General features: G+C 59.4%; 13 protein-coding genes. 10 read left to right on the forward strand and 3 right to left on the reverse strand.

Translation table 11 applies throughout. The annotated features are described in order from the left end of the window. Positions 1-142: 142 nt before the first annotated feature. Positions 143-787, reverse strand: a complete 645-nt coding sequence (gene yihA, locus AB4O36_RS25835; RefSeq protein WP_460119343.1) for a ribosome biogenesis GTP-binding protein YihA/YsxC — start codon at positions 785-787, stop codon at positions 143-145. Between the two features lie 191 nt (positions 788-978). On the opposite strand from yihA, the gene AB4O36_RS25840 reads away from it, so the two are divergent. The 7 genes from AB4O36_RS25840 (at position 979) to AB4O36_RS25870 (ending at position 8,310) form a co-directional block, all read left to right on the forward strand. Then, a complete protein-coding gene (locus AB4O36_RS25840; RefSeq protein WP_460119345.1) occupies positions 979-1,269 on the forward strand; it encodes a c-type cytochrome in 291 nt (96 codons plus the stop codon). A gap of 46 nt (positions 1,270-1,315) precedes the next feature. Continuing rightward, positions 1,316-1,927 (forward strand): c-type cytochrome, encoded by a 612-nt coding sequence (locus AB4O36_RS25845; protein ID WP_460119346.1) that lies wholly within the window; start codon positions 1,316-1,318, stop codon positions 1,925-1,927. Between the two features lie 199 nt (positions 1,928-2,126). Continuing rightward, positions 2,127-2,768, forward strand: coding sequence for a thiol:disulfide interchange protein DsbA/DsbL (locus AB4O36_RS25850; RefSeq protein ID WP_460119348.1), 642 nt, complete (start codon positions 2,127-2,129; stop codon positions 2,766-2,768). A 14-nt stretch (positions 2,769-2,782) separates the two neighbouring features. Continuing rightward, on the forward strand, positions 2,783-3,661 hold the full coding sequence (locus AB4O36_RS25855; protein WP_460119350.1) for an endonuclease/exonuclease/phosphatase family protein: 879 nt from the start codon (positions 2,783-2,785) through the stop codon (positions 3,659-3,661). Beyond that, complete coding sequence (locus tag AB4O36_RS25860) at positions 3,658-5,733, forward strand: GGDEF domain-containing protein (RefSeq protein ID WP_460119352.1); 2,076 nt, start codon at positions 3,658-3,660, stop codon at positions 5,731-5,733. Before AB4O36_RS25855 ends, AB4O36_RS25860 begins: the two co-directional genes overlap by 4 nt. Before the next feature lie 105 nt (positions 5,734-5,838). Next, positions 5,839-6,621: an N-acetylmuramoyl-L-alanine amidase gene (locus tag AB4O36_RS25865; protein ID WP_460119354.1), complete on the forward strand. Its 783-nt coding sequence runs from the start codon at positions 5,839-5,841 to the stop codon at positions 6,619-6,621. 75 nt (positions 6,622-6,696) lie between these two features. Next, complete coding sequence (locus AB4O36_RS25870; protein WP_460140585.1) at positions 6,697-8,310, forward strand: EAL domain-containing protein; 1,614 nt, start codon at positions 6,697-6,699, stop codon at positions 8,308-8,310. Positions 8,311-8,316: 6 nt separating this feature from the next. Here the strand turns inward: AB4O36_RS25870 and AB4O36_RS25875 are convergent, their stop codons facing one another. Both AB4O36_RS25875 and algB read right to left on the reverse strand, forming a co-directional pair. Then, a complete protein-coding gene (locus AB4O36_RS25875; RefSeq protein ID WP_460140586.1) occupies positions 8,317-10,104 on the reverse strand; it encodes a KinB sensor domain-containing domain in 1,788 nt (595 codons plus the stop codon). 10 nt (positions 10,105-10,114) lie between these two features. Further along, the gene (gene algB, locus AB4O36_RS25880; protein WP_460119360.1) at positions 10,115-11,461 is read right to left on the reverse strand and encodes a sigma-54-dependent response regulator transcription factor AlgB; all 1,347 of its coding nucleotides are present in this window, start codon (positions 11,459-11,461) and stop codon (positions 10,115-10,117) included. A gap of 428 nt (positions 11,462-11,889) precedes the next feature. Between algB and AB4O36_RS25885 the strand changes: the two genes are divergently transcribed. The 3 genes from AB4O36_RS25885 to AB4O36_RS25895 all read left to right on the forward strand — a co-directional run bounded on the left by AB4O36_RS25885 (position 11,890) and on the right by AB4O36_RS25895 (position 12,880). Continuing rightward, entirely contained in the window at positions 11,890-12,177 is a 288-nt protein-coding gene (locus AB4O36_RS25885; protein ID WP_460119361.1) for a hypothetical protein, read from the forward strand. 71 nt (positions 12,178-12,248) lie between these two features. Beyond that, entirely contained in the window at positions 12,249-12,413 is a 165-nt protein-coding gene (locus AB4O36_RS25890; protein ID WP_003177151.1) for a DUF1328 domain-containing protein, read from the forward strand. 2 nt (positions 12,414-12,415) lie between these two features. Next, positions 12,416-12,880, forward strand: coding sequence for an inhibitor of vertebrate lysozyme family protein (locus AB4O36_RS25895; protein WP_460119363.1), 465 nt, complete (start codon positions 12,416-12,418; stop codon positions 12,878-12,880). Positions 12,881-12,904: the final 24 nt, after the last annotated feature.

A 12,904-nucleotide genomic window follows, 5' to 3' on the forward strand; every position in this document is an offset into this window, starting at 1 on the left:
CTGAATGGCTGGTGAAGCCGTTCATTGCTCCTATGTTGTGTTAAGTGTTGGCAGATATTCGGACCCCGCCCTAGCGGTCCGGAACTTGAACCCCGGAACTTCCCCCTCCCCATTGAAGTCCGGGGTTTTTTTTGCCTGCGATTTACTCCGCGGCAGGCTCCGCGCCCTTGTCAGCCAATTCCATCCAACCCGCCAATACAGTGTAGGCCTCTTCCAGCCCCATGCGCTTGGGCGCCGAGAACAGCTGGATGGTGATCGTGCTGCCCCAGCCTTTGCGGATCTCGGACTGAACCTTGAGCAGCGTATTTTTCGCCGCACCGTAGGTGAGCTTGTCCGCCTTGGTCAGCAGGATGTGCATCGGCATGCCGCTCGCTACGGCCCAATCGAGCATCAGCAGGTCGAAGTCGGTCATTGGATGACGGATGTCCATCATCAGGATCAGGCCTTTCAAACTCTCGCGCCCGCCCAGATAGGCTTCCAGGTGTCGCTGCCAGTGTTGCTTCAACGGGATAGGTACTTTCGCGTAACCGTAGCCCGGCAGGTCGACCAGACGGCGATCATCGTCTAGCTTGAAGAAATTAAGCAGTTGCGTGCGCCCCGGGGTCTTCGAGGTTCGCGCCAGGCTGGCATGGGTCAGGGTGTTCAATGCGCTGGATTTACCAGCGTTCGAGCGCCCTGCAAAGGCGACTTCAAAGCCTTCGTCATCGGGGCATTGATCGACTTTGGCAGCGCTGAGCATGAAGGTGGACTGTTGGCACAGGCCGAGGATGGGGTTCTTGAGTTGCATGGGATTTCCGATGTGGGCGGCGCCGGGAATGGACGCGGCAAGCGGTGTCGTTTCCGTTTCAGTAGCGCCAGTATATAATGCCGCAGATTTTGTGTGCGCTTTGTCCCAGCGTAGGATGAAGTTCACGAGAGCGAATGACCTTGATTGCGCATTAGAACGCAGAACGCTCTCAACCCTGAAAAGGTCGTTTTATGACGAAATGGCTGCTGGCTGCCGGAGTCCTGATACCGCTTTACAGCGCTCAGGCTACACAGGATCCGGAAGCTGTGTACAACCGTGTTTGTGGTGCCTGTCATTCCGGCCAACTCCCCATGGCGCCCCGAAAGGGCGATCAGGAAGCTTGGACGCCGAGGTTGGCGAAAGGTATGGAGACGCTGGTGCAACACGTGACCCAGGGTTTCAAGGCGATGCCGCCGCGTGGTTTGTGCATGGACTGCAGTGCCGAGGATTACCGAACCATCATCCAGTGGATGAGCGAGTGATCCCGGTCCATAACTCTTTAACCCTTAGCCGTAGTTGGATTAGCTGATGAACAAATTGATCGTGAGTCTGCTGTTGACCGTGGGGATCTCCGGCGTAGCCCATGCTGCAGGTGACGCAACAGCTGGCCAGGCGAAAGCCGCAGTCTGTGGCGCCTGTCATGGCCCGGATGGCAACAGCATGGCGCCTAACTTTCCGAAACTGGCAGGTCAGGGCGAACGTTATCTGAACAAGCAGCTGCACGACATCAAGTCCGGCAAGCGCACGGTACTGGAAATGACTGGCCTGCTGACCAACCTGAGCGATCAGGACCTGGCTGATATCTCCGCCTACTTCGCCAGCCAGAAAGGCAGCGTTGGCGCCGCCGATCCTAAACTCGTGGCTCGTGGTGAAGCACTGTTCCGTGGTGGCGACCTGGCCAAGGGCCTGCCAGCCTGCACCGGCTGCCACTCTCCGAATGGCGCAGGCAACGCGGCCGCCGGCTTCCCGCACCTGGGTGGCCAACACGCTCAATACGTTGGCAAACAACTGACCGATTTCCGCAAGGAAGAAGGCGGCCGTACCAACGACGGCGACGCCAAGCCAATGCAGAGCATCGCCAAGCGCATGAGCGACGAAGACATTGCCGCAGTGTCCAGCTACATTCAGGGCCTGCACTAAGCGCGGCTAATCGGGCGGCGTGCGGGCTTACATCTGCCGCTACGTTAACGCTCCATTAATCTGTCGCAACAAGTATAAAAAGGGTGGCTCCGGCCGCCCTTTTTTGTGGCCGCTGCCGTTACACTACAGAACTCGAGCCCGCACAGACCCGTCTGATAACAGGTCGCGCGAGGCGACTCAAATTCTCCAGGAGTAAAGCATGCGTAATCTGATCATCAGCGCCGCATTCGTCGCTGCCAGCCTGTTCGGCGTGACTGCCCAAGCCGCCGAAACACACCCCGACTCGTATGTTGAATTGGCCAATCCGGTCCCGGTCGCAGTGCCTGGCAAAATCGAAGTGGTGGAGCTGTTCTGGTACGGCTGCCCGCATTGCTACGCCTTTGAACCCGTGATCAACCCTTGGGTCGAGAAGCTGCCTTCGGACGTCAACTTCGTACGCATCCCTGCCATGTTCGGCGGCCCGTGGGATGCCCACGGCCAGATGTTCCTGACCCTGGAAGCCATGGGCGTCGAGCACTCGGTTCACGCCGCCGTCTTCAATGCCATTCAGAAGGAACACAAGAAGCTCGTTGACAAGAACGAAATGGCTGACTTCCTTGCCACCCAGGGCGTAGACAAGGACAAGTTCCTGGCGACCTTCGACTCCTTCGCCATCAAGGGCAAGATCGTCCAGGCCCGTGAACTGGCCAAGAAGTATCAGATCACCGGCGTTCCAACCATGGTCGTCAACGGCAAGTACCGCTTTGACATCGGCTCTGCCGGTGGCGCGGAAGAGGCCTTGAAACTCGCCGACCAACTGGTCGACAAAGAGCGAGCGACCCACAAGGCTGCGGCCAACTAAGCGCTGCGACCGCCATGCGCCGCTGGGGAACTGAACGTGTCGTTGGCCTGCATGATCCGCGGGTCAACGATCATCACCTGGAATCGACGGGTCTGCCCACGGACAGCCGTCTGCGTTTGCTCAGCTTCAATATCCAGGTCGGCATCAGTACCGAGCGGTATCGGCACTACCTGACCCGTGGCTGGCAGCACGTACTGCCCCACCCCGGGCGGGCCGATAACCTGCAGAAAATCGGCAATTTGCTGGGCGACTTCGATCTTGTCGCCCTGCAGGAAGCGGACGGCGGCAGCCTCAGGTCCGGCTACATCAATCAGGTGGAACACCTGGCCCAACTGGGCGCCTTTCCCTACTGGTATCAACAACTCAATCGCAACCTCGGGCGCCTGGGACAGCACAGCAACGGCGTGCTGAGTCGCCTGCGCCCGTGGGCCATCGAAGATCACCCGTTGCCGGGCCCCAAGGGGCGCGGTGCGATCCTGGTGCGGTTCGGCGAAGGTCCCGAAGCCATGGTGGTGGTGATGATGCACCTTGCACTCGGGGCCCGCACCCGCAGCCTGCAACTGGCGTACATTCGCGAGTTGATCGGCGACTACAAGCATCAGGTGCTGATGGGGGACATGAACACCCACGCCAGCGACTTGCTCCAAAACTCCCCGTTGCGCGACCTTGGCCTGCTGGCTCCGCAAGTGGAAGCGACGTTTCCCAGCTGGCGCCCTCAGCGCTGCCTGGACCATATTCTGCTGAGCCCGACCCTGACGCTCGAAAAAGTCGAAGTGCTGGCTCAACCCATTTCTGATCACCTGCCGGTCGCGGTAGAGATTCGTCTGCCAGGTTCGCTCACGGCCGATGCATTGCCCGCGTTGAGTCCTGCCCTTCGCGGAACCGTTGAATGAGCGACGAAACACAGCGCTGGAAAGAAAAATACCTCAAGAGCGTCGAACAACAGGAAAAGCTCGAGCGTCGCTGGGACGCCCGGCTCGACCTGCTGCGGCGCGGGCTGGTACGCAGCACCCTGGCGGCGGAAGGCACTGACCGCGCCGTCGACCAGTGCATGAAGGAGATGCGCGACGTCATCCGCACCGATGAAATGGATGCGGGCCTGGCGGCGTTGTTGCCTCGCTTGGAAAAAGCCGTGCTTGACTCCGAGCAACGCCGCGAAACCCGGGTCAACCAGACCAGCGCCGCGCTGACTGCACTGGTCACTCAGTTGCAAACTTTGCCATTGCCGCGCGAAGTCAGCCGCCCCCTGAAGAACTTCGCCAAACAACTGGACGCTCGTGTCGGCCAGGCTCGTGAAATGCCGCTACTGCTCAGCGAACTGAGCGGGCTGCAAGGCAAGGCCCTGAGTCAACTGGAGCACCCAGCGGAACCTGGCCGGCCAGGTTTGCTGCAGCGCTTGTTTGGCCAGCGTGAAAACGAAGAAGCACCGCAGCAGGCAGTGGCGCTCGAGACATCAGTGCAGTCGCCAGCGCAACCGGCTGACGTAGAAGCTCAACAAGAAGTTGCCGCAGCGCCCCCCACACCGTCAAAGGTGGAGGTCGAAGCGCCCCAAGTGGTCCAGGCGCCACCCGTAACGCCGTCAATCGAACAAGCTGTCGAGGACGAGGCGCAGGCAACCGAAGCGGCCCCCTCCGCACCACCACCGGCGCAAGTCGTGGCGTTTGTTCCCCCCATTCTTGAAGTTCTACCCGCACCGCAGGCACAAACGCCCGAGCCGCCGCAGGCCGAACAACATGAGCCGCCGGACGCCACGCCGGTCGCTTCGGCACCGCCGCAAGGCAATCCGGACGAACTGACGCCGGAGGTCTTCCTCGACCGCCTGCCCCTGCCCCCGGTCATGGCCCAGGCATTGGCCGCCATCGATCCGGAGCAACCCGAGCAAGACATTCTCTACGCGCTGCCGGATTCGCCGGAACCGTCCTACAGTTCTGTGGCCAAGCATATCGAAGACACCCTGCTGGGCCTGCTGGACGACTTGTCGTTGCCCGAGCGCCATCGCCCACAAGCCGAAGCCATGCGTGACCGGCTGCAAAATGGCTTGAATTGGTACGAATTGCTGCCGATTCTCGACGATCTGGCGACCTTGATGCTGGCCATCAACGACAGCGGCCAGCATGAGTTCGAAGTCTATTTGCAACAGCTCAATGAGCGCCTGGAGTCTTTCCAGAGCAACCTGCAAGCGGCCAGCGATGGCCACGCCGACAACCTATCGGCGGCGCGCGAGATGGACACGCAGATCCGCGAACAAGTCGACGGCTTGCAGAGCAGCGTGCAGGAGGCAGCCGACCTCGACGATCTCAAGCTCGTGCTGGAGAACCACCTGGAAGGTCTGCTTGGAACCATGGATCAGCACCAGAAGCAGCGCGACGAGCGCGAGCAGGAGGTCGCGGCCCGCCTTAAAGGTCTGGCCGAACGCGTGGCGCATATGGAGCAGGAAGCGCTGGGCTACCGCGAGCACTTGGAAGAACAGCGCCAGAAGGCCTTGATCGACCCGCTGACCACCCTGCCCAACCGCGCGGCATGGAGCGAACGACTGGATTACGAGATCGGCCAATGGCAGCAACATGGCAATACCCTGTTGCTGGCCATGCTCGACCTCGATCATTTCAAACGCATCAACGACAACTATGGCCACCTGGCTGGGGACAAGGTGCTGAAAATCATCGCCAGCGTGTTGCGTAAACGCCTGCGCGGCACCGACTTCATCGCCCGGTTCGGCGGTGAAGAGTTCGTCCTGCTGATGCCTGGCACCGTTCCCGCCGTGGGAGCAAAACTGCTGGAGAAATTGCGTGCGGCAATCGAAGCCTGCCCGTTTCACTTCAAGGGAGAGCCAGTGACCATTACCGTTTCGATGGGAGTGACCGCCTTCAGGCCCGGCGAACACAGCGATCTGGTGCTCAAGCGGGCCGACCAGGCGCTCTACCGGGCCAAGCACGCCGGCCGCAACCGGATCGAACTCGGCTGACGGGCAATTTGTCCCATTTTGTTGAAATGGGCCCGGTCAGCCGTCACGGCGCGAGGCAGTACGTTACACTGTTGCATTACTGTCCTTCGCGTGCTGTCTTCTGCCATGAAATATCTTGCCCTCATCCTTTCGCTGATCCTGTTGGCCGGTTGTGCCAGCGGGCCCCGGTACGACACCAGCCATCCTTCGGCCAATCACGACAGCCGCATCCAGTTTGTAGTGGTGCATTACACTTCCGCGTCCCTGCAACGCTCGTTGCAACTGCTGACCCATGGCGAAGTCAGCAGCCATTACCTGATCGGCGACGATAAAGACGCCACCATCTACAAATTGATGGATGAAAGCCTTCGAGCCTGGCATGCCGGTGAGAGCGAATGGCAAGGCCGAACCTGGCTGAACTCCAGCTCCATCGGCATCGAGATCGTCAATCCCGGCTTCAAGGAAACGGCGGACGGCAAGCGCCTCTGGTATCCCTACAGCGAAGCACAGATCCAGTCGCTGATCGCCCTGCTAAAGGACATAAGCAAACGTTACGCCATCAACCCTCGCAGCATCATCGGCCACAGTGATATCGCCCCACTGCGCAAACTCGACCCTGGGCCGCTGTTCCCCTGGAAACGCCTGGCGGATGAAGGCCTTGGTATCTGGCCGAACGAACAGGCAGTGGCCCGGCAACAGGCGCAATTCGACACCCAGTTGCCGAGCATCAGTTGGTTCCAGGGGCAGTTGGCCCGACTTGGATATGCCACGCCGCAAACCGGTGAGCTGGACGTCGCGACGCGTCATGTGCTCGCGGCGTTCCAGATGCATTTCCGTCCTTCGCGCTTCGACGGCCTGCCCGACGCGCAAACTGCCGCACTTCTGTTGGTGTTGAATCAGACAAAATAATGACGCCCGCCCGACGGTCAGCGCGCTTTCCAAATCAGCAGCTATAACTCATTGGTAATCCTTCGGATATCCAATATGACTGCTGCTCGAGAGACACTCCGTAGCTGGTTTTATCGCCCCTGGTTTCTGGCGATATTGGCTGCTGTGGTGAGCACTGTAATGCTACTGGCCGGCAGCATGTTCGTGGCCTTGAACCAGATCCAGCAGAACGAAAGCCTTGAAATGAATGCGCAAGGTGAGCGTTTCCTGGCGCGTCTCGAGCAACTGTTCGGACAATTGCGCGAAAGTCTCGATGATCTGGAAGCCCAGCCATTGCGCACCTGCAACGACGAAATGGTCGCCACGCTGCAACAGGTCACGTTCAATTATCGCTTCGTGTACGAAGCCGCATTCATGGACGGTTCGCGGATCTGCTCCAACCGTCCCCGCCAGGAAGGCCTGTCGATGATACGGCCCCCGGACATCAAGGATCCGGGCTACAGCTATTGGCTGAACACCTCCACCGAGCCCGACGAAAACCGCGCCGCGCTAATGCTGGGACGTGGCAACTTTCGCGTCGCGACCTCTCGCGGGCATTTGACCGATATGGTCGACCTGTCGCCGGGCAGCAGTCTTCTGGTCGTGCTCGACCACGGCAAGCGAGCCATCCCGGTGCTGGGTACGGCGCAGGCCTGGCCCCCCGACGAAGCCTGGCCAGCGGATAAACGCGATGCCCTGCAAGTGACCCAGACTCGCTTGATCTATCGCATGCCCACCGACAATCCCGAGTACCAATGGGTGCTGATCTCGCCGCGCACCGGCAGGCATGTGCCTACCGCATGGTGGTGGTTGGGCCCGGCCAGCCTGATAGCAGGACTATTGGTGGGCTTCATGGTGTTCCTGCTGGTGCGCCAGCGCCAGTCGCTGGACGCGGAGCTGGCGGGCGCGATACGACGCGGGGAGCTGCAGGTGTTGTATCAGCCAATCTTCAACCTCGACAACCGCCATTGCGTCGGAGCTGAAGCCCTGCTGCGCTGGCGTCGACCCGACGGCACCCTGACCAGCCCCGACCTGTTCATTCCCATGGCGGAGAACACCGGGCAGATCCGCCAGATGACCGATTTCGTCCTGCAACGTCTGCTGGAGCAGTTGGGGCATTTACTGCGTGCCAATCCGCAGCTCTATATCTCGGTCAATCTGGCAGCCTGCGACGTGATGGTGCCGCGAATCGGCCAGGTGATGGCGCGCCTGTTGACCCTGCACCGCGTGGCAGCCCGACAGATTGCTTTTGAAGTCACCGAGCGTGGGCTGATCGATGTCGAGGTGGCCCGGGAAAACCTCCAGGCTCTGCGTGATGTCGGGCACCAGGTGTTGATCGATGACTTTGGCACCGGCTATTGCAGCCTCGCCTACCTGCAAACCCTGCCGGTGGATTGCCTGAAAATCGACAAGGCGTTTATTGATGCGCTGGGGCATGACGCAGCCAGCAGTGGCGTTGCGCCACACATCATTCATATGGCCCAGGCGCTGCAACTCAAGGTCATTGCCGAAGGTATCGAGCATGAAGCCCAGGCAGCGTTCCTGAGCAGTGAAGGGGTGAAGTTCGGCCAGGGCTGGCTGTTCGCCCATGCATTGAGCGCCGTGCAGTTCATCGAGCTGATTACCCGTGGCCGGCGTATCGCCGCACGACGCCTGGATGACGAGGCCTGACGCCAATCAGACCGCCAGCGCCATATAGAACTGCGTGCCCTGCCCCGGCCGCGAATAAACGCCCATCCGCCCGCCGTGCAACTGCACGATTTCCTTGCATAGCGCCAAGCCCAGCCCAGCGCCACCTTTCTTGCGTCCAACCTGCACGAAGGGTTCGAAGATCCGGCCCTGCTGGCCATAGGCAATGCCTTCACCATTATCCTCGACGCTGATAATCACTCGCTCGCCATGACGTCGGCCCTGCAAGCGGATCTGGCCACCCGTGCCGGTGTGACGCAATGCGTTGTCGATCAGGTTATCCAGCACCCGGTCCAACTGTGGCTGATCGGCTTGCAACCTCGGCAATGGCTCCTGGACTTCCACCAACAAGTCGATGCCCTTCGCCTGCGCTGCCTCGGCGAATCGCAAACGGGCCTGCTCAAGCAAGTCTTCGATGGAACAGGGCGCCAGTGTGAGTTTCTGCAATCCGTTCTGATAGCGGGAGAAATTCAACAAGTCATTGATCAGTTGCATCAAGCGCTGCATTTCTTCGTTAACGGTGTCCAGGAGATCCGCTTCACGGGAGTCCTCGGGGAAATGGGCACGCTCGCGGAACAGACCGAAAGCCATGTGCATTCCGGTTACCGGTGTGCGCAGCTCATGGGATGCGCGCAGGACAAACTCGCTGCGCACTCGCTCGAAGGCGCGCTGCTCGGTGACATCATGCAGCACCATCACCGCACCCAGGATATGGCCCTGGGTATGACTGACCGGCGTCAGGCTGTAGGTCAGCAACCGCGACTCGCCATCGACCTCGACACTCAAGTCTTCGGGCACCCGCTCCAGCGTGCCGCCGCGCAGCACCATTTGCAGTTGCTGATCCAGTTCGGGCCTGTCGAGTGCCGAGCCCAGTCCTTTCCCGAGGAAATCGGTGTCCCAGCCCAACTGGCGTTGCGCCACCGGATTGAGGTGTTCCAGACGACCCTCGCGGTCAATCATCAACAGCCCATCATCGATGCTGTCGAGCACACCCTGCAAGCGCTGTTGACCGGCGAGCAATTCGTCGACATTGGTCGCCTGATGCTCACGCAACGCCTCAGCCATGAGGCCGAAACGCTTGGTCAGTTGATTGATTTCTGCCGCAGAGGACACCGGCAGCGTCACCTCGAAGTTGCCTTGGCCGATATTGTCGGCAGCTTTGGCCAACGCTTCGATGGGTGCACCGAAACGTCGGGCAATCGCCTGTGCGGTGACGAAACCGATGATCAGCACCGCCAGGCCAACCAACCCCAACAACCCCGCAATCAGTAGCGCCCGGTCCCGCCCCTGGCGCTGCATGTCGCTGATGTCGTCCAACGCATTCTTGTGCTCGGTAATCAGCCCGTTGCGCACCACATTGAATTTTCTGGTCAGCTCTTCGTTGCCACTCAATATGTGGGATGGATCGCTCGACTGATCCAAAGCCTGAAGGAAATCCAGATAGTCAGCCTTGGCTTGAGCGAATCCGTAACGCCGATCTTCGCCCAGATCATGTGCGATGCCTTGCTCCAGCAATTCGAAATAGTGCTGTTTTGACGCTTGGAACTCCGGCGACTCGGGCTTGTTGCCCAGCATTAGAATCAACTGGTCGCCCAGGGTCTGGCGCAGCTTCAGCCCAAGGTCCAGGGTGACGAAGCTGTTGCGTACAAATACTTCCTGGGTTCCCGCCATCTGCATCACGCTGACCAGCCCGAGCAACAGCCCCAGCAACGCGACGGTGATCAGTGCGGAGATACTCAGGAAAAGCCGAGTACGCAACTTCATCGCCAGTTTCATCACGCGCAACTCACAGGTTGTATTGCTTGCGTTTGCGATACAGCGTCGACGCGTCGATGCCCAGCGTCTTGGCGGCCTGATCGAGGGTGCCAGCGGTGGCCAACACGGCGCCGATGTGGGCTTTCTCCAGTTCGTCCAGGCTTAATGCCGCGCCAATGCGCGGCGCGTTGTTGGCCGGTGTCTCGGCCATGCCCAGATGGCTGAGCTCGACACGTTCCTGCGGACAGATGATGCTGGCGCGCTCCACGACGTTACGCAGTTCGCGGATGTTCCCCGGCCATCGGTAGCTCAACAAAGCCTCACGGGCTTCTTCGCTAAAACCACGTGCCGGTCGCGCGTACTCCTTGACGAAGCGCGCCAGGAAGCGATCAGCCAGGTTGAGGATGTCTTCACGGCGCTCACGCAGCGGTGGCAAATGCAGGGTGATGACGTTCAGGCGATACAGCAAGTCTTCACGGAAACGCCCCTCGCGCACCATGTCCTCGAGGTTGAGGTTGGTGGCGGCAAGAATGCGCACATCAGCACGACGCGTGACCGGATCACCGACACGCTCATATTCCTTGTCCTGGATGAAACGCAACAACTTGGGTTGCAACGTCAAGGGAAAATCGCCGATTTCGTCGAGAAACAGCGTCCCGCCATCCGCCTGATTGACGCGTCCGAGGGTGCTTTCGCTGGCGCCGGTAAAAGCGCCCCGGCTGTGACCGAAGAGCTCACTTTCCATCAATTCGGCGGTCAGCGATGGGCAGTTGATGGTGACGCAAGATTTCTTCGCGCGTTTACTCCAGCCGTGAATGGCCTGGGACAGTTCGCCCTTACCGGTGCCGGACTCGCCAAGAATCAGGATGTTGGCGTCAGTGGTCGCTACCTGGCGGGCCGTTTCGAGGACCACCTTCATGGCCGGGCTATGAGAGTCCAGGCCGTCCTTGGGTTTGCGGATCTCCCCTTCCAATGCCTCCAGGCGCGCCGACAGTTGTCGCACTTCCAGTTGTTTGGCGGTCGCCAGGCGCAGTTGATCAGGGCTGCAGGGTTTAACCAGATAATCGGCTGCGCCTGCCTGGATTGCATCCACGGCGGTGTCCACGGCCGAGTGTGCGGTGACGATCACCACACGCATCCATGGCGCCTGGATACGCATTTGCGCCAGCACGTCGAGACCGTTGTCTTCACCGAGGCGCAAATCAAGGAAACACAGGTCGAACACCTGACGTTGCAATAGCACATCGGCCTGTGCCGCGCTGTTGGCCGTGGCGACACTATAGCCTTCGTCTTCGAGGCAATACCGGAAGGTTCGCAGGATGGCGGATTCGTCATCCACCAGCAGAATGCGGCCCTGATGCTCGGTGGCAGATTCCATTTTTCCTACGCTCCTAAATGAATGATCTTTGTTAGTCCCGGAAAAATCGGGCAAGTTGCATGGTTAATTCTGGTCGATTCCGGCCACGTCGGGGGAGAAATCTACTCACCCCGTTTTTAATCACCTGATTTCACTGTTTTTATCGGTTCTGCCATTCGAGGCTGAATCTGCTCCCCATCAGACACCAGCGTGTCTCACGCAATTCAAAAAATTCTGAAAGCTCCCACGAATTTATCGTGCATTTCGCACGACAACCAATAGGGCATCGTGCAGGATGCGTCCGACATTGATTTTTTGTGTTTCCTAAATCATTGTTTTTATTAGATTTTTTGTGAAGAAAAAGCTGGCACGCACACTGCAATAGTGTTTTCAGCCCGAGCGAAAACACTCGCTCAACCAAAACACCACAGTGTGGGAGGAATTTCAGGATGAATCGCCAACGTGCCGCCCAAATGCGTATCTCGCCACTGCATATCCAGCAGGGTCTGTTCGCGGTCCTGGCACTGTTGATCACCCTGATTGGCGGTCAACAGCTGCTGCGTTGGGAGCTGAGCCAGCAGCCGGAAGCGCCGCGGGTATCGTTTCAGTATCCCACTCAAACTCACTTCAGCGCCGCACGCAGTTCGGCCGCCGAAAACCAGCCATTGCGCATGATGGACGTCGACCAGGCTCAGCCCCTGGATGAGATGCCACGCCAAGAGCGCTGGGTATTTTGAAGATACGAACTTGACGCGGGCAGCGCGTCGGGCATGAGCAAGACCTCTAAATAGAAGTAAGGAGAATCACCATGTTGAGCTGGGCAATCACTTTCCTGATCATTGCCATCATCGCCGCCGTACTGGGCTTCGGTGGTATCGCGGGCACCGCCACGGGTATCGCCAAGATCCTCTTTGTCGTGTTCCTGGTGATGTTCATTGCTTCGTTCTTCTTTGGCCGTCGTGGTCGGGGCTGAGGATGAACGTTCCATTCAAGACGCTGGCAGCCGCCCTGCTTCTGGGCGGCAGTGCCATAGCGATGGCGGCCAATGATGGTCAGACGCGGGTCAACGAACTGCTAAGCAGCGACCCGCAGTTCCGGGACACCTGGCAAGGTGTGGTAAAGAAGGAAGAACGCCTGCCGGAATGGGTGATGAATCTCTCGGGTAATGCTGAGCAAATGAATGCCGTACAGGAAGATGGCGACGATTATCTGGTGGGCCCGCTTTGCGAAACTCCGGACACCTGCCGCAATAACAGACTGATCGTTGCCGTCAGCCTCGACAGGAAGGACGCGTATGCGATGTTGGTGCAGGTGCCGGCAGGCTTGCCGACCGACAAGTCGCCAACGCGGCATGCCGACTATCGCTTCCTCGGCAAACCCGATCAGGGCATGCAGACGATGTTGATGGAACAGCTAAAGAAAGATCCAAACTGGTACTGAATCTGTCACATGAAAGAAGCAACA

The organism is Pseudomonas sp. S2_E01, assembly GCF_054668365.1.

Coding starts and splice junctions, on each gene's coding strand:
- yihA (WP_460119343.1), bottom strand. CDS start 787: ATGCAACTCAAGAACCCCATCCTCGGCCTGTGCCAACAGTCCACCTTC.
- AB4O36_RS25840 (WP_460119345.1), top strand. CDS start 979: ATGACGAAATGGCTGCTGGCTGCCGGAGTCCTGATACCGCTTTACAGC.
- AB4O36_RS25845 (WP_460119346.1), top strand. CDS start 1,316: ATGAACAAATTGATCGTGAGTCTGCTGTTGACCGTGGGGATCTCCGGC.
- AB4O36_RS25850 (WP_460119348.1), top strand. CDS start 2,127: ATGCGTAATCTGATCATCAGCGCCGCATTCGTCGCTGCCAGCCTGTTC.
- AB4O36_RS25855 (WP_460119350.1), top strand. CDS start 2,783: ATGCGCCGCTGGGGAACTGAACGTGTCGTTGGCCTGCATGATCCGCGG.
- AB4O36_RS25860 (WP_460119352.1), top strand. CDS start 3,658: ATGAGCGACGAAACACAGCGCTGGAAAGAAAAATACCTCAAGAGCGTC.
- AB4O36_RS25865 (WP_460119354.1), top strand. CDS start 5,839: ATGAAATATCTTGCCCTCATCCTTTCGCTGATCCTGTTGGCCGGTTGT.
- AB4O36_RS25870 (WP_460140585.1), top strand. CDS start 6,697: ATGACTGCTGCTCGAGAGACACTCCGTAGCTGGTTTTATCGCCCCTGG.
- AB4O36_RS25875 (WP_460140586.1), bottom strand. CDS start 10,104: ATGAAACTGGCGATGAAGTTGCGTACTCGGCTTTTCCTGAGTATCTCC.
- algB (WP_460119360.1), bottom strand. CDS start 11,461: ATGGAATCTGCCACCGAGCATCAGGGCCGCATTCTGCTGGTGGATGAC.
- AB4O36_RS25885 (WP_460119361.1), top strand. CDS start 11,890: ATGAATCGCCAACGTGCCGCCCAAATGCGTATCTCGCCACTGCATATC.
- AB4O36_RS25890 (WP_003177151.1), top strand. CDS start 12,249: ATGTTGAGCTGGGCAATCACTTTCCTGATCATTGCCATCATCGCCGCC.
- AB4O36_RS25895 (WP_460119363.1), top strand. CDS start 12,416: ATGAACGTTCCATTCAAGACGCTGGCAGCCGCCCTGCTTCTGGGCGGC.